Below are 18,298 nucleotides of genomic sequence, written 5' to 3' on the forward strand. Positions count from 1 at the left end.
GATTCGCGCCAGGATCAGGTCCCCGGGTCGGGATCGCCTTGACGAATCCCCAATCCCGAATCCCCGATCCCACGGCTCAAGCAAACTGCCTGAGGAAACGCACGTCGTTCTCGAAGAAGGCGCGCAGGTCGTTGACCCCGTAGCGCAGCATCGCGAAGCGCTCCACGCCCAGGCCGAAGGCGAAGCCGCCATAGCGTTCCGGATCCACTCCGGCACTGCGCAGCACGTTGGGATGGACCATGCCGCAGCCCAGCACCTCGAGCCAGCGCATGCTGCCGTCGGGCTGCTGCCAGCCGATGTCGACCTCGGCACCCGGCTCCACGAACGGGAAGTAGCTGGGGCGGAAGCGCATCTGGAAGTCGCGCTCGAAGAACGCGCGCACGAACTCGCTCAGCGTGCCCTTGAGGTCGGCGAAGGTGGCGTGCTCGTCCACCAGCAGGCCCTCGACCTGGTGGAACATCGGCGAATGGGTCTGGTCGCTGTCGCTGCGGTAGACCTTGCCGGCGGCGATCATGCGCAGCGGCGGGCGGTGGTCGCCCATGTAGCGCACCTGCACCCCGGAGGTATGCGTGCGCAGCAGGCGGCCGTCGCCGAAATAGAAGGTGTCGTGCATCGCCCGCGCCGGATGGTGCGGCGGGAAGTTCAGTGCCTCGAAGTTGTGCCAGTCGTCCTCGATCTCGGGGCCGTCGGACAGCTCGTAGCCGAGCCGGGCGAAGATCTCGACGATGCGCTCGAGCGTACGCGTCACCGGATGCAGCCCGCCGCGTTCGGCCAGGTGGCCGGGAAGCGTCACGTCGATGCGTTCGCCGGCCAGGCGCTTGTCCAGCGCCTCGGCATCCAGCACCGCCCGGCGCTCGGCCAGCGCCGTGGACACGGCGTCGCGCGCGCGGTTGATCGCCTCGCCTGCCGCCTTGCGCTGTTCGGCAGGCAGGGCCCCCAGCTGCTTGAGCTGTGACGTGATGCTGCCGTTCTTGCCCAGCAGCGATACCCGCAGCGATTCCAACGCCTCCGGCGCCTGCGCCGACGAAATGTCCGCGAGCGCCTGACGCGTCAGGGATTCGACATCACTCATTGTTCAGCCCCATTGTGGCGGTCCGGTGTCGCCGCATACCGGTGCCTGAAACCGCCACCGCAAAAAACAAAGGGGAAGGACTCGCGCCCTTCCCCTGCATGTCTGCAACCTCTCTGCTTTTCTTCAACAGCCCGCACATGGATGTGCGGGCCGCTGCAGAGGGACCTGCATTATGCCGCCAGCGCGCCCTTCGCCTTCTCGGCCAGCGCGGCAAAACCCGCCGCGTCGTGCACGGCGATGTCGGCCAGCACCTTGCGGTCCAGGGTGATGCCGGCCTTGAGCAGGCCGTTCATGAAACGGCTGTAGCTCAGGCCGTTGATGCGGGCAGCCGCATTGATGCGGGTGATCCACAGCGAACGGAAATTGCGCTTCTTCTGCTTGCGGCCGATGTAGGCGTACTGCTGCGCCTTGATGACCGCCTGCTTGGCGACGCGGAAGACCTTGCGGCGGGCATTGTAGTAGCCCTTCGCCAGGGTCAGGATTTTCTTGTGACGGCGGCGCGCCTGCACGCCACGCTTTACTCGTGCCATGGTTCAGTCCTCAGAGATAGGGAAGCATGCGGTCCAGACGGCCCGCGTCCTCGGCACGAACATGGTTCGTCTGCCGCAGGTTGCGCTTCCGCTTGGTCGACTTCTTGGTGAGGATGTGGCTACGGTTGGCGTGGCCAGCCTTGTACTTGCCGGAGGCGGTCTTGAAGAAACGCTTCGCCGCCGCCCGGTTGGTCTTGATCTTGGGCATTGCAATGTCCTTGGATGGTTTTTGTCACTGACCAGGGCGGTGGCCTTCGCCACGCTTTCCGTCCATGCCCTCGCCTGCTCTTAAGCCTGCCTCGAAAGGATCAAGCCTGTCCTGTGCCGGAACACCGGCTACCCGGCAGAACCGGGCGCGTATTATGCCCGCACCGGCAACGCCTTGCAAATCATCCACTTCGCTCCCGCCACGAGGCCCTGGGCGCACACGCGGCCCCGTGCCCGGCACGAAATCCGGGGCGACGAAGACGGCCGCCGCGGACAAGCCGCAGACAGGAAGCAGGGCCTGGAGCGGAACACGCCTCCCGGCCCCGTCATGGAAGCCCGGCCGCCGGCCGGGCAACGCGGACTACTTCTTCTTCGGCGCGATCATCATCACCATCTGCCGCCCTTCCAGGCGCGGACGCGACTCGATGACGATGTCCTCGCCCAGGTCGGCCTCGATGCGCGCAGCCATCTCGCGCCCCAGCTCCTGGTGGCTCATCTCGCGACCGCGGAAGCGGATGTTGACCTTGATCTTGTCGCCATCCTCCAGGAACCCGCGCATCTTGCGCAGCTTGATCTGGTAGTCGCCCTCGTCGGTGACGGGACGGAACTTGACTTCCTTGATCTCGACCTGGCGGGTCTTCTTCTTGGCCTCGTTGGCCTTCTTCTGCTGCTCGAACTTGAACTTGCCGAAGTCCATGATCTTGCAGACCGGCGGATCGGCCTGCGGCTGGATCTCGACCAGATCCAGGCCCTCCTCCTCTGCCATCGAAAGCGCTTCGTCGCGCGACAGCACGCCGACCATCTCTCCGTCGCTGCCGATCACGCGGACGCGCGGCACGCGGATTTCATGGTTCCTGCGGTTCTGTTTGTTGTCAGGTGTACTGATATTGCAATCTCCCAGGGGAATCGAACCGGCCCTTCCGGATCAGCGGAAAGGCCGGGACAGGCTTACACGGCCAGTTCGGCACGCAGATGCTCGACAAGAGCGGGAATCGACATCGTCCCCAGGTCCTCCCCCGATCGCGTGCGCACGGCGACGGCGCCGTTTTCCTTCTCACGGTCACCGACCACCAGCAGGTAAGGTACCCGCTGGAGCGTATGCTCGCGAATCTTATAGCCGATCTTCTCGTTCCGCAAATCGGCGGAAACCCGGAAGCCTTGATTCGCAAGGGTTTTCCGCACCGCCTCGGCATGATCGGCCTGGGCGTCGGTGATGTTCATCACCACCAGCTGCTGCGGCGCCAGCCACAGCGGGAAGGCGCCGGCGTAATGCTCGATCAGGATGCCGATGAAGCGCTCCATCGAGCCGACGATGGCACGATGCAGCATGACCGGATGCCGGCGCTGGCTGTTCTCGTCCACGTACTCGGCGCCCAGGCGCTGCGGCATCATGAAATCGACCTGCACGGTACCCAGCTGCCAGGTGCGGCCGATGGCATCCTTGAGGTGGTACTCGATCTTGGGGCCGTAGAAGGCGCCCTCGCCCGGCAACTCCTTCCAGGCCACCCCGCAGTGGCGCAATGCCGAGCGCAGCGCGTCCTCGGCCTTGTCCCAGGTGGCATCGTCGCCCAGGCGCTTTTCCGGGCGCAGCGCGATCATGATCTGGATGTTGTCGGCATCGAAGCCGAAATCCGCGTACACCTTCAGCGCCTGCTGGTGGAAGGCGGTGACCTCGGACTCGATCTGGTCCTCGGTGCAGAAGATGTGGCCGTCGTCCTGGGTGAAGCCGCGCACGCGCAGGATGCCGTGCAGCGCACCGGAGGGCTCGTTGCGATGGCACGAACCGAACTCGCCGTAGCGGACCGGCAGGTCGCGGTAGCTGTGCAGGCCCTGGTTGAACACCTGGATGTGGCCGGGGCAGTTCATCGGCTTGACCGCGTAGGTGCGCTTCTCCGACTCGGTGAAGAACATGTTCTCCTGGTAGTTGTCCCAGTGGCCGGACTTCTGCCACAGCGACACGTCCAGGATCTGCGGGCAGCGCACCTCGCCATAGCCGCTGTCGCGGTAGACGCGGCGCATGTACTGCTCGACCACCTGCCAGATCGACCAGCCCTTCGGGTGCCAGAACACCAGCCCCGGCGCCTCGTCCTGCAGGTGGAACAGGTCCTGCTGCTTGCCGATGCGGCGGTGGTCGCGCTTCTCCGCCTCCTCGACGCGCTTGATGTAGGCGTCGAGCTGTTTCCTGTCCGCCCAAGCGGTGCCGTAGATGCGCTGCAGCTGCTCGTTGCTGGCGTCGCCGCGCCAGTAGGCGCCGGAGATCCGCGTGAGCTTGAACGCCTTGAGGAAGCGGGTGTTGGGCACGTGCGGGCCGCGGCACATGTCCACGTATTCCTGGTGGTAGTACATCCCCATCGCCTTGACGTCCTCGGGCATGTCGGCGATCAGCCGCAGCTTGTAGTCCTCGTGGCGCTGCTGGAAGATGCGGATGACCTCCTCGCGCGGGGTCATCTTCTTGACCACGTCGTAGTCCTGGTCGATCAGCTCGCGCATGCGCTGCTCGATCGCGGCCATGTCCTCCGGCGTGAAGGGCGTCTCGCTGTAGATGTCGTAGTAGAAGCCCTCGGCGATGACCGGCCCGATCACCATCTTCGCGTCCGGGTACAACTGCTTGACCGCATGGCCGACCAGGTGCGCGCAGGAGTGGCGGATGATCTCCACGCCCTCTTCGTCCTTGGGAGTGATGATGCGGACGCCGGCATCGTGGTCGATGACGTCGCTGGCATCGACCAGCCGGCCGTCCACCTCGCCGGCCACGGTGGCCTTGGCCAGGCCGGCGCCGATAGACTGCGCAAGCTGCATGACGGAAACGGGGTTTTCGAACTCACGGCGGCTGCCGTCGGGGAGCGTGATGGTGATCATGGGCAGGAAGAACTCGATATCTGGCCGGGGGCCAGCGCTGTTGCATTGGGAAGTCCGGCCGCGGGCGGGCCGGGCCCTTGTTCAGGGCGGACAGAAAATAAGCGCCACGAAGGCGCCTGGGACAGGACGTCTCGTGCTGCGTGTCAGCAGTGGAAGGAGGTAGTGCTCATGTCGCACGCTCGGCCGGCGATTGTCGCGGGCCACCTTGTCCGGTGAACGGTGATGGCCGAATGGTACCCAATCGCGCGGCGTCGTGCGAGGCCGCGAGGACGGTTGGCGGCGTGGGCAGCGGCGCCGGCTCCTCCACCTGCTCGAGTTCCGGCGGCATCATCGCTGCGGCAGCTCCGCCGCCCCGATACCGCTGTCCCGGGGCCGTAAGCCGGCCGGCCGGATGGACCGATGCCCATCCGGCTGGCCGGACCGTTCCAGGTGTGCGCGCGGATCAGGCCGCCGCCGGCGGGACCTCGTCCAGCGCATCCTGGATCATCTTGCGGGCAGCCTCGCTCAGCTTCTCGTGGTCGAGGGCATAGCGGATCGTCGCCTCGATCAGGCCGATATGGGTGCCGCAGTCGAAACGCGTCCCGGCAAAACGGAACGCATCCACCGGTTCCTGCTTGAGCAGGCGGGCGATGGCATCGGTGAGCTGGATCTCGCCACCGGCGCCCGGCGTGGTGCTCTCGAGCAGGTCGAAGACGGTCGGGCTCAGCACGTAGCGGCCGACCACGGCCAGCGTGCTCGGGGCGTCGGCGGGATCGGGCTTCTCGACGATGGCGGAGATCCTTCCCTGCTGCCCGTTGAACGCCTCGGTCGCCACGATGCCGTAGCTCCCGGTCTGGTCGCGGGGAACGTCCTCCACCGCGATCATGCTGGCCCCGCTCTTCTCCGCCGCATCGGCCATCTGCTTGAGCGCGCCGTCCCCGCGGTTCCAGATCAGGTCGTCCGGCAACAGCACCGCGAACGGCTCGTCGCCGACGATGGCCTTGGCACAGAGCACCGCGTGCCCCAGCCCCAATGCCTCGGTCTGGGTCACGAACACCGCGCGCACGCCATGCGGCAGCACGTGCCGCACCAGTTCGAGCTGCTCGATCTTGCCGGCGCGCTCGAGCTTCTGCTCCAGTTCGTAGGCCTTGTCGAAGTAGTCGGCAACCGCGTGCTTGTAGCGATTGGTCACGAAGATCAGCGTATCGCACCCCGCCTCGATCGCCTCGTCGACGGCATACTGGATCAGCGGCCGGTCGATGATCGGCAGCATTTCCTTGGGCACCGTCTTGGTTGCAGGGAGAAACCGGGTTCCCAGGCCTGCGACCGGGAAAACCGCCTTGCGAATACGTTTGCTCATCAGTGTCTTCTAGCCTCTCTTGCAGGAAAGGGAACCACGGTAGCCGATCTGACGTGTCCGTCCGGTTGAAGCGGCGAAAAGTCCGGCATCGTCGACTGGAGGATAAGCGACAGCGCCGGCAGGTCGTAGCGCGCCACCGCCTCGCGCAGGCGCGGGATGCTCTGCAGCACCTGCTCGTGCGAAAACGGCCGTACGCCGGCTTCGAACACCTTGGGATGGGAGGTGGTCTTGCAGTCCTCGTCGGCGTAGAACAGCGTCTCGTGCAGCTTCTCGCCCGGGCGCAGGCCGGTGTAGACGATGGCGATGTCCTTGCCCGGGCGCTTGCCGGCCAGCCGGATCATCTGCTCGGCCAGCAGGCGGATGAGCACCGGCGCGCCCATGTCCAGGGTATAGACGGCGCCCGGCGCGGCCAGGGCCGCGGCCTGCACGATCAACTGGCAGGCTTCCGGTATCGTCATGAAGTAGCGGCTGACCTCGGGATCGGTCACTGTGACCGGCCCGCCCTGGCGGATCTGTTCGCGGAACAGCGGCACCACGCTGCCGGCCGAATCGAGCACGTTGCCGAAGCGGACCGTCACGTAGCGGGTGCCGGTGGAACCGGCGGCCAGGCTCTGGCAGATCATCTCCGCGTAGCGCTTGGTGGCGCCCAGCACGTTGACCGGCTCGACCGCCTTGTCGGTGGAGATCAGCACGAAGGTCTCCACGCCCACTTCCCCGCAGATGCGCGCGACGTTCTCGGTCGCCAGCAGGTTGTTGCGCACCGCCTCGCGCAGCTGGCTCTCCAGCAGCGGCACCTGCTTGTAGGCGGCCGCGTGGAACACCGCGTCGGGCGCGGAAATGCGCAGGGCGTGCCGCACCACCGCCGGGTCGCCGCAGTCGCCGAGCACGCACTCGATCTCCAGGTCGGGAAAGGCCCGGCGCAGGTCGGCATGGATCGTCAGCAGCGCGAGTTCGTCGATCTCCAGCAGGACGATCTTGGTAGTCCCTTGGCGCGCGCATTGGCGGCACACCTCCGAGCCGATCGAGCCGCCCGCGCCGGTCACCAGCACGGTCCTGCCCGAGAGCCATTCGCGCATCAGCTTCCAGTTCGGCGTGACCGGCTTGCGGTTCAGCAGGTCCTCGATGGCGACCTCGCGGAGCTCGCCCGGCAGCGAATGCCCTTCGAGCACGTCGGTCAGGCGCGGCACGGTGCGGAACGGCAGCCCGGTGGCCTCGCAGATCGCCAGCACCCGCTGCATCCCCGCCGCATCGAGCGAAGGAATGGCGATCACCAGCAGGTTGGCGCTCGTCTCCTTGGCGATGACCGAGGCATGGTCCAGCCGTCCCAGTACCGGGACGCCATGGATGTTGGCGCCGGCCAGGTGGGCGGCGTCGTCGAGCAGGCCGACCGGCCGGTACACGCCCGACCGGCGCAGGTCGCGCACCAGCATTTCCGCCGAACTGCCGGCACCGAGCACGAGCACGCGCTGCGAAAGCTGGCCGATGCTGGCCAGCTGATAGTCCTTCCACGCCCGGTACAGCAGTCGCGGACCGCCCAGGAACGCCGCGAGCGCGAGCGGATAGGCCGCCAGAACCGACAGCGGCACGCCGTCGAAGCGCTTGTAGGCGAGCACGACGACGATGGCCAGCAACCCGAGCAGGCACGACTTGAAGATGTTCCACAGGTCGGGAACGCTGGCGAAGCGCCAGAGCCCGCGGTACAGGCCCATGCGCCAGAAGACCAGGCCCTGGGCCACCAGCACCAGCGTGGTGTCGGTATTCCACAGCGGCAGCGGGTGCGGCTGGCTGAGCATGGAGTAGCGCGCCGCGTGCAGCAGCTGCCAGCACAACCAGACCATGAACAGGTCATGCAGGACCACGGCAACCCGCGGAATCGTTTGCACGGTCAATGCGTGCCGGAATCTTTTGGCCACTCTAGTGTTGCCCTATGTGCTTCGCACATCCATTGCGTACTACCCACCAGGCTACCGACGTGAAGATGAACCACGCGACCACCCAGCCCCTGTTCCCTGTGGCGTGCATTGACAACCAGCACAGTCCGACCGCGGCAATCGTAAATGCGCCGTACCACGAAGTCACGCCTGGATGACCGTGGCCACATTGCAACAGCCGCTGGTAGACATGCTGTGAATGCGGTTTCCACCACTGCTCGCCCTTCAGCAACCGCGAAAGCAGGGTAAGGCCGGCGTCGACGAAGAAGGCCGCGAACGGCATCAGCAGCGGCCACGGCGAAGCGTTGGCGATGAATCCTTCAGCCAGCATCCAGGCCAGGGCGAATCCCAATGCCCCGCTCCCCACGTCGCCGAGAAAGATCCGCGCACGGGGGAAGTTGAACGGCAGGAAGCCCAGGATCGCGGACATCGCAGCCAGGCACAGCAATTGCCACGGCCCGCCCAGCACGATCGCCAGCGGCAGCAGGCAAAGCGCGGCCTGGCTGGCCGCCAGCCCGTTGATGCCGTCCATGAAGTTCCAGATGTTGGTCATGGACACGGCCAGCCCCCACGCCAGCACGGCGGCCAGCCAGGATCCGCCCTGCATCAGGACGACGGCGGCCAGGAATGCGCCCGCCAGCATGTGGACGGCCAGCCGCAACCAGGGCGACAGCGGCCGATGGTCGTCCCACCAGCCGATGCCGGCGACGAGGGCCAGGCCTGTCGCGAAACCGGCCAGCGGCAGCCGCTGCCCGGGCCAGGCCACGGCCAGCCACGCGCACGCCGCCAGCAGCACCGCCACGATCGCCACCCCGCCCCCGCGCGGCGTGGCGACCTGGTGGTTGCGCCGCAGCCCCGGCTGGTCCAGCAGGTTCCGGCGCAACGCGTAGCGGCGGGCCAGCCAGGTTCCGGCGGCGCCGCCGAACAACGGCAGCGCGATCCACGCGGCCCACACCGGCATCACATCACACCACCGCGTAGTTGAGCAGCGGCTTGACCGTCCCCCACTCCTTGCAGCTGGGGCATTGCCAATGGTGGGTACGCGCGCCGAAGCCGCAGCGCGTGCAGCGGTAGCTGGGGTTGCGCACCAGCAACTGGTCGGTGATGTGGCGAAGATCCTGCAGCGTGGCCGACGGATCCGCCCCTTCGGCCAGGGTCAGGTCGATCAGCGCGGACTCGCCGCGGACCGAGGGCCGGTCCTTGAGCTGGCGGGCCAGGTAGGAGCGCGCCGGCCCCACGCCCTCCTGCTCTTCCATCAACTGGGTCAGCGCCAGCACCGGGGCGATGCCGCGGTAGTGCTCGGCCATCTCGGACAGGAAGGCGCGCGCGCCGGCCTGGTCGCCGATCTTGCGATAGCAGTCCATCATCGCCGGCAGGATCTCCGGCAGGTAGTCCGGATCGTGGCGGGCGGCTCGCTCGAAGGCGCGCACCGCCGCCTCTGCGTTGCCGGCATCCACCTCGATGCGGCCCTCCAGGATGCCCGCGCGCACCGAGGTCGCGTCGGCCTGGTAGGCGCGGGCCACCGCCTGCCGCGCCAGGTCGGGCTTGCCGGCACCGCGGTAGCGGTCGGCCAGCTCGCACTCGAACTGGCCGATCAGCTTGCCCATCGGCTCGCCGGTGACCTCCTCGAAGCGGGTGGCATTGTCGATGGCCTTTTCCCAGTCGCGCTCGGCCTGGTAGATGCCGATCAGGTGCTTGAGCGCCTGCGGTGCGCGCTGGTCGATCTTGGCCAGGTCGGTGAACACGGTCTCGGCGCGGTCCAGCAGCCCCGACTTCATGTAATCCTCGCCCAGCGCCAGCAGCGCGATCACCTTCTGCTGGTCGCTGAGGTCGGTACGCTGTACCAGCCCCTGGTGCAAGCGGATCGCCCGATCGACCTCGCCGCGGCGGCGGAACAGGTGCCCGAGCGCGACCTGTGTCTCGAAGGTCTCCTTGTCCAGCTCGGCGATGTGCAGGAACAGCTCGATGGCCTTGTCGGGCTGCTCGTTGAGCAGGTAGTTCAGGCCACGGAAGTAGGTGCTGGACAGGCGGCTGACCTGGTTGTCGCCATGCCGCTGCCCTCCCCTGCGCCCGATCACCCAGCCGCTGAGCGCGGCCAGGGGCAGGAACAGGAAGAACCAGAACCACTCGTTCAGGAATTCCATCGGGATCAGACTCCATCCCGCGGCGGCGGGACCACCACGGCCGGCTTGACGTCGGCCGGCGCGGTACGCGCCAGCTTGTTGGCCTGCCGCAAGCGGCCATACAGCGGGACCACCACCCCGGCCAGCACGATCGCCGCGCCGAGCACCGCGCCGGCGAGCAGCGAGACGATGATGGCGATACCGGAACTGGTGGTGATGCTGGTGACGCCGAGGTCGATCACCAGGCGCTCGGAATTCAATGCACCGATGACCAGGCCGACCAGCAGGAACGCCAGCAGCACCAGAAGACGAAAAAGGTTCATGGCACGACTCCGACAACGGGGATTGCAAGCTTAGCCGACTGGCCCGCGATCGGGCTCAGGGTGCGTCCGAGTGACCTCAGGCCGGGTCGCTTTCGACCGGCACGATGTCGCTGACGCGCTCGCGCAGTTCCTTGCCCGGCTTGAAATGCGGGACATGCTTGCCCGCTAGCGCCACGGACTCGCCCGTCTTGGGGTTGCGTCCGAGCCGCGGGGGACGGTAATGCAGGGAGAAGCTTCCGAAGCCGCGGATCTCGATCCGATCCCCGGAGGAAAGCGCGCCGCCCATCATCTCGAGCAGCGACTTGACCGCCAGATCCACATCGTCCGCCTTCAGGTGCGCCTGACGACGCGCAAGGATTTCGATCAGCTCTGACTTGGTCATGGGAAATTCTGGGAGGTGGGACAGGCCGAAGCGGCCCGGGATTCCCCGGGCCGCCTGGCGGATCGGCAACGATTACTCGGACTTGTTGCCGTTTAGCTGCGCACGCAGCAGCGCGCCCAGCTGGGTGGTGCCGCCCGAAGCGGACTGGTATTCCTCCAGCACTTCGCGCATCTCGGCGTCGTCCTTGGCCTTGATCGACAGCTGCAGGGTACGGCCCTTGCGGTCCATGCCCACGAACTTGGCCTCGATCTTGTCGCCCACCTTCAGGTGCTGGGACGCGTCGTCGACACGCTCGTTGGCGATGTCGCGCGCGGCCACGTAGCCCTCGATGCCGTCGGCCAGCTCGACCGTGGCGCCCTTGGCGTCGACCTCGGTGACCGTGCCTTCGACCTTCGAGCCCTTCGGGTGCGAAGCCATGTACTGGCCGAACGGATCCTGCTCGAGCTGCTTGACGCCCAGGCTGATGCGCTCGCGCTCCGGATCGACCGCCAGCACGACGGCCTCGAGGGTGTCGCCCTTCTTGAAGTTGCGGACCACGTCCTCGCCGGTGGTGTTCCAGCTGATGTCGGACAGGTGCACCAGGCCGTCGATGCCGCCGTCCAGGCCGATGAAGATGCCGAAGTCGGTGATCGACTTGATCTGGCCGGACACCTTGTCGTTCTTCTTGTGGATCGCGGCGAAGGTCTCCCACGGGTTGGCGGCGACCTGCTTCATGCCCAGCGAGATGCGGCGACGCTCCTCGTCCACGTCCAGGACCATGACCTCGACCTCGTCGCCGACCTGCACGACCTTGGACGGGTTGACGTTCTTGTTGGTCCAGTCCATCTCGGACACGTGCACCAGGCCCTCGACGCCCGGCTCGATCTCGACGAACGCGCCGTAGTCGGTGACGTTGGAGACCTTGCCGAACACGCGGCTGTTGGCCGGGTAGCGGCGGGCGATGTTGTCCCACGGATCCTCGCCCAGCTGCTTCAGGCCCAGGCTGACGCGGTTGCGCTCGCGGTCGAACTTGAGCACGCGCACGTCCAGCTCGTCGCCGACGTTGACCACCTCGGACGGATGGCGCACGCGCTTCCAGGCCATGTCGGTGATGTGCAGCAGGCCGTCGATGCCGCCCAGGTCCACGAACGCGCCGTAGTCGGTCAGGTTCTTGACCACGCCCTTGAGGATCGCGCCTTCCTGCAGCTTCTCCATCAGCTGCTCGCGCTCTTCCGAATGCTCGCTCTCGACCACCGCACGGCGGGAGACCACGACATTGTTGCGCTTGCGGTCCAGCTTGATCAGCTTGAACTCCAGCTCCTTGCCTTCCAGGTAGGCGGGGTCGCGCACCGGGCGCACGTCCACCAGCGAACCGGGCAGGAACGCGCGGACATCCTTGATGTCCACGGTGAAACCACCCTTGACCTTGCCGCTGATGCGGCCGGTGATGGTCTCGTTCTTTTCCAACGCCTCTTCCAACTCGTCCCACACCATCGCGCGCTTGGCCTTCTCGCGCGACAGCACGGTCTCGCCGAAGCCGTTCTCGATGGAGTCGAGGGCGACCTTGACCTGGTCGCCTTCGGCGACGTCGATCTCGCCGGCGTCGTTACGGAACTGCTCGATCGGCACGATGCCTTCGGACTTCAGGCCGGCGTTGATCACCACGACGTCGCCGCGGACTTCCACGACGGTACCGGTGACGATGGCGCCGGGCTTCAGCTTGGCCAGGTTGGCCTGGCTGGCTTCGAACAGTTCGGCAAAAGATTCGGTCATGTGATAGATACTCGGTTGAACACACGGACAGCGGGCCTGCTCATTGCCGACCGCATACTGCCCACCCTGTTAGTCGACCCTCGAAAGAGCCGGGGTGTGAAGTGGGAAAACCGCTGCGCGGATGCGCAACGGAGCCTTTGCAACTACGATTTTCCTGCAACTACCATCCTTCAAGAGGCGGTCGAAACCACCCCCTCCCTGCCACGGCTCAATCCGCCGCCGTGGGCAGCAGTTCCAGCACGCACGCCACGACCTGATCGATGCCCATGCCCGTGGTGTCGACGAGGACGGCGTCTTCGGCCGGCTTCAGGGGCGCCACGGCACGCTGGGCATCGCGGGCGTCACGGGCCATGATCTCGCGCAGCAGGTCCGAGAATATAACCGAAACCCCTTTTTCCTTCAACTGCTTATGCCGTCTTTCGGCCCGCTCCTCGGCACTGGCGGTGAGGAACACCTTGTACGGGGCATCGGGGAAGATCACCGTGCCCATGTCGCGGCCGTCGGCCACCAGCCCCGGCGGGCGGCGGAAGGCGCGCTGGCGCTCCTTCAGCGCCGCGCGGACCTCGGGGATTGCAGCGATCGCCGAGGCCACCGCGCCGGTCGTCTCCAGACGCAGCTCGTCGGTGGCGTCCACGCCGTTGAGCATCACCCGCATCCCGCGGGACGCCGACTCGACGAATTCGACGTGGGTGTCGAAGGTGCAGCGCACCAGCGCCGCGGCGTCGGAGATGTCCAGGTTCGCCCAGCTGGCCGCCACGCCCACGGCACGGTACAGCGCGCCCGAATCCAGGTAATGCCAGCCCAGGTGGCGTGCGACGATCCGGCTGACGGTCCCCTTGCCGGCCCCAGAAGGGCCATCGATGGTCAACACGGGCGACAACTCGGACATGCGCATTCCTTCCAGGCGTGAATCGGGCATTGTAGCGCCCGCCTGCAGGTATCCCGCAGGGGTGCTTGAACCTGGCGCGAAAGCGGCGCTATAATCGCCGGCTTAATGCGCCCTGGCTGGCAAACCCAGACCTCGTCGCCCGTCCGAATCCACAGTTTACGCCCGAGGTGTGTCATGAAAGTCCTGTCCTCCCTGAAGTCGGCGAAGACCCGTCACCGCGACTGCAAGGTGGTCCGCCGCCGCGGCAAGGTCTTCGTGATCTGCAAGTCGAACCCGCGTTTCAAGGCTCGCCAGCGCTGATCCCAGCCCGCGAGCGGCAAGACCCGGAGAAACCGCCCTTGGGCGGTTTTTTCGTTTCCGGGCATCGCGGGTACGTCCGCCTCCGCGACATCGCGGCCGCTGGACGATCGCCACGCCATGACCTGCGCGGCGGTTTTCCGTTGGCTTTTTTGTTGTAATCGCATCCTGGATCCTGGGGAGTCGCCGACATGAAGCTTCGTCCGTTTGCCGTGGCCTTGGTGCTGATGCTGGCCGGCCACGCCGCCTCGGCGGAAACGCTGCTGGTCCAGCGCGTCAAGGAAAGGCCCGCCGCCGTGCCGGCACGCGGGCTGAGCATGGCCGAGGTCGAATCACGCTTCGGCGCCCCGCAGCAGAAACTCGATCCGCGCGGCGGGCAGAAGCGCCAGTGGCCGGCCATCGACCGCTGGGTGTACCCGGAGTTCACCGTGTACTTCGAGCGCCAGAAGGTGATCGACGTGGTGGCCAACCAGGCCCATGCCGGCGAGATCGGGCCCAAGCCGCTCTGATGCGAGTCCCTCGCAACAGCCCGCAGGTGCGAATCCCTTCGCAAGAGCCCGCACGTCACTGTGCGGGGATTTGAATGAACAGCCCGGCATTGGCCGGGCATTACCGTGAGTATTCGTTGGCGATGACCGACAGATTCCGTTTCCCCGCCGAATGGGAGCCCCAATCCGCGATCCTGGTCGCCTGGCCGCACGCCGAGACCGACTGGGCGGCACGGCTGGCCGAGGTCGAGGACACCTACGTGGCGCTGGCCGCGGCGATCACCCGTTTCGAGCCGCTGGTGATCTGCGTGGCCGACGACGACCTGCAGATCTATGCCGAGGCACGGCTGCGTTCGGCGCGGGTGGACATGGCGCGCGTGCGCTTCGTCGTTGCCGAGTACGACGATACCTGGCTGCGCGACTCCGGCCCGATCTCGCTCGGGCGCGCCGATGGCGGCTTCCGGCTGCTGGATTTCCGCTTCACCGGCTGGGGCGGCAAGTTCGAGGCCAGCCGCGACGACCGCCTGGTCGCCACGCTCGCCGAGGCCGGGCTGTTCGCCGACGCGCAGGTGCACAGCATCGATTTCGCGCTGGAGGGTGGCGCCATCGACACCGATGGCGATGGCACCCTGCTCACCACCTGGCAATGCCTGCACGAGCGCCATCCGCACGCCTCGCGCGAGGACCTGAGCGCCAGGCTGGCCGACTGGCTGGCCCAGGACCGCGTGCTGTGGCTCGACCACGGCTACCTGGAGGGCGACGACACCGACGCCCACATCGACACCCTCGCCCGCTTCGCCGCGACCGATGCCATCGTCTACCAGGCCTGCGACGACGCGGCCGACTCGCACCATGCCGAGCTGCAGGCGATGGGCCGCGAGCTGGCGGCGCTGCGCACCCGCGACGGCGCGCCCTACCGGTTGTTCCCGCTGCCGTGGCCGCAGCCGGTGCTCGACACCGATGAACAGGGAAACAGCCGCCGGCTGGCCGCCTCGTACGCGAACTTCCTGATCGTCAATGGCGCGGTGCTGATGCCCGGCTACGGCGACCCGGCCGACGAACAGGCCCGCGCCGTGCTGGCCGAGGCCTTTCCCGGCCGCGAGATCGTGCAGGTGCCGTGCCGGCCGCTGATCTGGCAGAACGGCAGCCTGCACTGCCTGACCATGCAGCTTCCCGTCGGACTGCTGGCCACGGCCTGAGTCCGCCGCTCCCAGTAGATCCGAGCCTGTGCTTGCATCCCCCCGGCTGGGGCGGCACCGGGAACACCCCGGCCGAGTTCCCCGAATGGGGATGCAAGCACAGGCCCGGCTCTACCGGGCCTTCTACAGCGGGCGTAGAGGTTGCGCGCGGTAACATGCCCGCTTTCACGCCTTCCATTCCATCCCCATGACCCAACGCACCCTCCCCGTCGCCCTGATCCAGGAGCGCAACCACGGTGATGCCGAGGCCAACCTGGCCGTGATCGAAGCGCGCGTGGCCGAGGCCGCCGCCCAGGGCGCGCGGCTGGTGCTGCTGCAGGAACTGCACAACGGCGCGTACTTCTGCCAGCACGAGTCGGTCGACGAGTTCGACCTGGCCGAGCCGATCCCCGGCCGCAGCACCGAGCGCCTCGGCGCGCTGGCCGCCCGGCACGGCGTGGTGATCGTCGGCTCGCTGTTCGAGCGCCGCGCCGCCGGCCTTTACCACAACACCGCGGTGGTGCTGGAAAAGGACGGAACCCTGCTCGGCAAGTACCGCAAGATGCACATCCCCGACGATCCGGGCTTCTACGAGAAGTTCTACTTCACTCCGGGCGACATCGGCTTCCGGCCGATCGACACCTCGGTGGGCCGTCTCGGCGTGCTGGTGTGCTGGGACCAGTGGTATCCGGAGGCGGCGCGGCTGATGGCGCTGGCCGGCGCCGAACTGCTGCTCTACCCGACCGCGATCGGCTGGGACCCGCAGGACGGCCAGGCCGAGAAGGACCGCCAGCGCGATGCGTGGGTGCTGAGCCATCGCGGCCACGCCGTGGCCAACGGCCTGCCGGTGCTCAGCTGCAACCGCATCGGCCACGAAGCTTCGCCGCTGGGTGCGGCCGGCATCGATTTCTGGGGCAACAGCCACGTGCTCGGGCCGCAGGGCGAATTCATCGCCGAGGCGGGACCGGACGCCACCGTGCTGGCGTGCGAGGTCGACCTGGGCCGCAGCGAGCAGGTGCGGCGGATCTGGCCATTCCTGCGCGATCGCCGCATCGACGCCTACGGCGACCTGCTCAAGCGCTACATCGACTGAGGCCCCTGTCCATGTCCTTGCTGATCCGCCCGGCCACCGAGGCCGACGTCCCCGCCATCGCCGCGATCTACGCCGTGGAAGTGCGCGAGCGGGTCAACACCTACGAGTACGAGGTGCCGGACGAGGCCGAGATGGCGGAGCGCATGCGCCGCGTGCTGGCCGCCGGCTATCCGTACCTGGCCGCCGAACTGAACGGCCAGGTGGTCGGCTACGCCTACGCCGGCAGCTATCGCTCGCGCATCGCCTACCAGTGGACCGTGGAGAACTCGGTCTACGTCGCCGATGCCGCCCAGGGCCGCGGCGTCGGCAAGGCGCTGATGCTGCGCCTGATCGCCGAATGCGAGGCACGCGGCTACCGGCAGATGGTGGCGGTGATCGGCGAGCCCGCCAATACCGCCTCGATCAAGCTGCACGAACGCCTCGGCTTCACCCTGATCGGGGTGTTCCCCGCCCTGGCCTGGAAGCATGGCCGCTGGCTGGACACCGTGCAGATGCAGCGCGCGCTCGGCGACGGCGCCGCACACCCCCCTTCCGAACCAACGAACCGATGACCGATTCCCCCGTTTCCCCGGCCGCGCCCGAGGCGTTGGCCGGACAGCCCATCCGCGTGGTCGAGCGCGACGGCGTGCGCTACACCCTGCTCGGCACCGCGCACGTGTCCCAGGCCAGCGTGGCGGCGGTCGAGCACGCCATCGCCAGCGGCGACTACGACGCGGTGGCGGTGGAACTGGACGCCCAGCGGCTGCAGGCGCTGAGCGATCCGGACGCACTGGCCAGGCTCGACCTGGTGCAGGTGATCCGCAAGGGCCGGGTGGCGCTGTTCGCGGCCAACCTGGCGCTGGCCGCCTACCAGCGGCGGCTGGCCGAGCAGCTCGGCATCGAGCCGGGGGCCGAGCTCAAGCGCGCGGTCGAGGCCGCGCGCGAACGCGGCCTGCCGGTGCACCTGATCGACCGCGAGGTCGGGCTGACCTTCAAGCGCGCCGCCGGCCGGCTGGGCTTCTTCGGCAAGGTCAAGCTCGGCGCGGCGCTGCTGGGCGGGCTGTTCGCCTCCGAGGAGGTCGGCGCGGACGAGATCGAGAAGCTCAAGCAGGGCGACATGCTCGAATCGAGCTTCGGCGACTTCGCCAGCGAGAGCCCGGCGCTGTACCAGACCATCATCGCCGAGCGCGACCAGTACATGGCCACGCGGCTGCGCGAGGAGCACGTGCCGCCCGGCGCCGACGGCGTGCGCAACGTCCTGGCGGTGGTCGGCGCCGGCCACCTGGCCGGGCTGGCCAGGCACCTCGAGCACGATACCGAGGCGGCTGGCCCGCTGCGCGAATCTTTGGAGTACGTCAAGCCGAAGAAGAACATCCCCTGGTTCACCCTGGGGCTGATGGCGGTGATCCTGTGCGGCATCGCGCTGGGTTTCTGGCGCGGCGGCCTCGGCGTGGGCACCGAGCTGCTGGGCGTGTGGGCGCTGTACACCGGCGGGCTGGCCGGGCTGGGCTGCCTGGCCGCCGGCTCGCACCCGCTGAGCATCCTCACCGCGATCGTGGTGGCGCCGTTCAAGCCGTTCCGGTTGAGCATCCCCACCGGCGCGTTCGCCGCGCTGGTGGAGGTGAACATGCGCAAGCCGGCCTACGGCGACTTCCTGGCGCTGCGCGACGATGCGCAGACGCTGCGCGGCTGGTACCGCAACCGCGTCTCGCGGGTGGTGCTGACGTTCCTGCTGACCAACCTCGGCAGCATACTGGGCGTATGGCTGGCGGGCTTCCGCATCTTCGGCAAGCTGCACGGCTGACCACGGCGCAGGTCGCGGCCGAGGCGCGGCCCCGGGGTTCATGAGTCGTCCG

19 protein-coding genes are annotated in these 18,298 nt (G+C 67.5%); 6 read left to right on the forward strand and 13 right to left on the reverse strand.

Features of this window, described 5'->3' with window-relative positions; genetic code table 11:
• Positions 1 to 76 precede the first annotated feature (76 nt).
• From pheS to cmk, 13 genes are all read right to left on the reverse strand, one after another.
• Positions 77 to 1,072 (reverse strand): phenylalanine--tRNA ligase subunit alpha, encoded by a 996-nt coding sequence (gene pheS / locus LRX76_RS02035; RefSeq protein ID WP_231801321.1) that lies wholly within the window; start codon positions 1,070 to 1,072, stop codon positions 77 to 79.
• Between the two features lie 170 nt (positions 1,073 to 1,242).
• Positions 1,243 to 1,602, reverse strand: a complete 360-nt coding sequence (gene rplT, locus LRX76_RS02040; protein ID WP_003484828.1) for a 50S ribosomal protein L20 — start codon at positions 1,600 to 1,602, stop codon at positions 1,243 to 1,245.
• A 10-nt stretch (positions 1,603 to 1,612) separates the two neighbouring features.
• A complete protein-coding gene (gene rpmI, locus LRX76_RS02045) occupies positions 1,613 to 1,810 on the reverse strand; it encodes a 50S ribosomal protein L35 (protein WP_231801324.1) in 198 nt (65 codons plus the stop codon).
• A gap of 360 nt (positions 1,811 to 2,170) precedes the next feature.
• On the reverse strand, positions 2,171 to 2,710 hold the full coding sequence (gene infC / locus LRX76_RS02050) for a translation initiation factor IF-3 (RefSeq protein ID WP_231801789.1): 540 nt from the start codon (positions 2,708 to 2,710) through the stop codon (positions 2,171 to 2,173).
• 47 nt (positions 2,711 to 2,757) lie between these two features.
• The gene (thrS, locus tag LRX76_RS02055) at positions 2,758 to 4,668 is read right to left on the reverse strand and encodes a threonine--tRNA ligase (protein WP_231801335.1); all 1,911 of its coding nucleotides are present in this window, start codon (positions 4,666 to 4,668) and stop codon (positions 2,758 to 2,760) included.
• Between the two features lie 442 nt (positions 4,669 to 5,110).
• Complete coding sequence (gene galU, locus LRX76_RS02060; protein WP_231801337.1) at positions 5,111 to 6,007, reverse strand: UTP--glucose-1-phosphate uridylyltransferase GalU; 897 nt, start codon at positions 6,005 to 6,007, stop codon at positions 5,111 to 5,113.
• The gene (locus LRX76_RS02065; protein WP_231801791.1) at positions 6,007 to 7,845 is read right to left on the reverse strand and encodes a nucleoside-diphosphate sugar epimerase/dehydratase; all 1,839 of its coding nucleotides are present in this window, start codon (positions 7,843 to 7,845) and stop codon (positions 6,007 to 6,009) included. Before LRX76_RS02065 ends, galU begins: the two co-directional genes overlap by 1 nt.
• Before the next feature lie 76 nt (positions 7,846 to 7,921).
• Positions 7,922 to 8,899 carry a glycosyltransferase family 4 protein gene (locus tag LRX76_RS02070; RefSeq protein ID WP_231801339.1) on the reverse strand — a complete coding sequence of 326 codons (978 nt, stop codon included), beginning with the start codon at positions 8,897 to 8,899 and terminating at the stop codon, positions 7,922 to 7,924.
• Between the two features lie 4 nt (positions 8,900 to 8,903).
• Positions 8,904 to 10,082: a lipopolysaccharide assembly protein LapB gene (gene lapB, locus LRX76_RS02075; protein ID WP_231801341.1), complete on the reverse strand. Its 1,179-nt coding sequence runs from the start codon at positions 10,080 to 10,082 to the stop codon at positions 8,904 to 8,906.
• A 5-nt stretch (positions 10,083 to 10,087) separates the two neighbouring features.
• Positions 10,088 to 10,384, reverse strand: coding sequence for a hypothetical protein (locus LRX76_RS02080; protein WP_231801343.1), 297 nt, complete (start codon positions 10,382 to 10,384; stop codon positions 10,088 to 10,090).
• Positions 10,385 to 10,460: 76 nt separating this feature from the next.
• A complete protein-coding gene (locus LRX76_RS02085) occupies positions 10,461 to 10,766 on the reverse strand; it encodes an integration host factor subunit beta (RefSeq protein WP_231801349.1) in 306 nt (101 codons plus the stop codon).
• Positions 10,767 to 10,838: 72 nt separating this feature from the next.
• Complete coding sequence (gene rpsA, locus LRX76_RS02090) at positions 10,839 to 12,518, reverse strand: 30S ribosomal protein S1 (RefSeq protein WP_231801351.1); 1,680 nt, start codon at positions 12,516 to 12,518, stop codon at positions 10,839 to 10,841.
• Positions 12,519 to 12,726: 208 nt separating this feature from the next.
• Positions 12,727 to 13,407, reverse strand: a complete 681-nt coding sequence (gene cmk, locus LRX76_RS02095) for a (d)CMP kinase (protein WP_231801353.1) — start codon at positions 13,405 to 13,407, stop codon at positions 12,727 to 12,729.
• Between the two features lie 174 nt (positions 13,408 to 13,581).
• Between cmk and ykgO the strand changes: the two genes are divergently transcribed.
• The 6 genes from ykgO to LRX76_RS02125 all read left to right on the forward strand — a co-directional run bounded on the left by ykgO (position 13,582) and on the right by LRX76_RS02125 (position 18,246).
• On the forward strand, positions 13,582 to 13,707 hold the full coding sequence (ykgO, locus tag LRX76_RS02100) for a type B 50S ribosomal protein L36 (protein WP_005913193.1): 126 nt from the start codon (positions 13,582 to 13,584) through the stop codon (positions 13,705 to 13,707).
• Between the two features lie 188 nt (positions 13,708 to 13,895).
• Entirely contained in the window at positions 13,896 to 14,213 is a 318-nt protein-coding gene (locus LRX76_RS02105) for a hypothetical protein (protein WP_231801354.1), read from the forward strand.
• A 122-nt stretch (positions 14,214 to 14,335) separates the two neighbouring features.
• On the forward strand, positions 14,336 to 15,391 hold the full coding sequence (locus LRX76_RS02110; RefSeq protein WP_231801355.1) for an agmatine deiminase family protein: 1,056 nt from the start codon (positions 14,336 to 14,338) through the stop codon (positions 15,389 to 15,391).
• A gap of 187 nt (positions 15,392 to 15,578) precedes the next feature.
• Complete coding sequence (locus LRX76_RS02115; RefSeq protein ID WP_231801356.1) at positions 15,579 to 16,463, forward strand: carbon-nitrogen hydrolase; 885 nt, start codon at positions 15,579 to 15,581, stop codon at positions 16,461 to 16,463.
• Between the two features lie 11 nt (positions 16,464 to 16,474).
• On the forward strand, positions 16,475 to 17,014 hold the full coding sequence (locus LRX76_RS02120) for a GNAT family N-acetyltransferase (protein ID WP_231801357.1): 540 nt from the start codon (positions 16,475 to 16,477) through the stop codon (positions 17,012 to 17,014).
• Positions 17,011 to 18,246, forward strand: coding sequence for a TraB/GumN family protein (locus tag LRX76_RS02125; RefSeq protein WP_231801358.1), 1,236 nt, complete (start codon positions 17,011 to 17,013; stop codon positions 18,244 to 18,246). Before LRX76_RS02120 ends, LRX76_RS02125 begins: the two co-directional genes overlap by 4 nt.
• Positions 18,247 to 18,298 lie beyond the last annotated feature (52 nt).

Source organism: Stenotrophomonas sp. MMGLT7, assembly GCF_021168555.1.
Classification (GTDB): Bacteria; Pseudomonadota; Gammaproteobacteria; order Xanthomonadales; family Xanthomonadaceae; genus MMGLT7.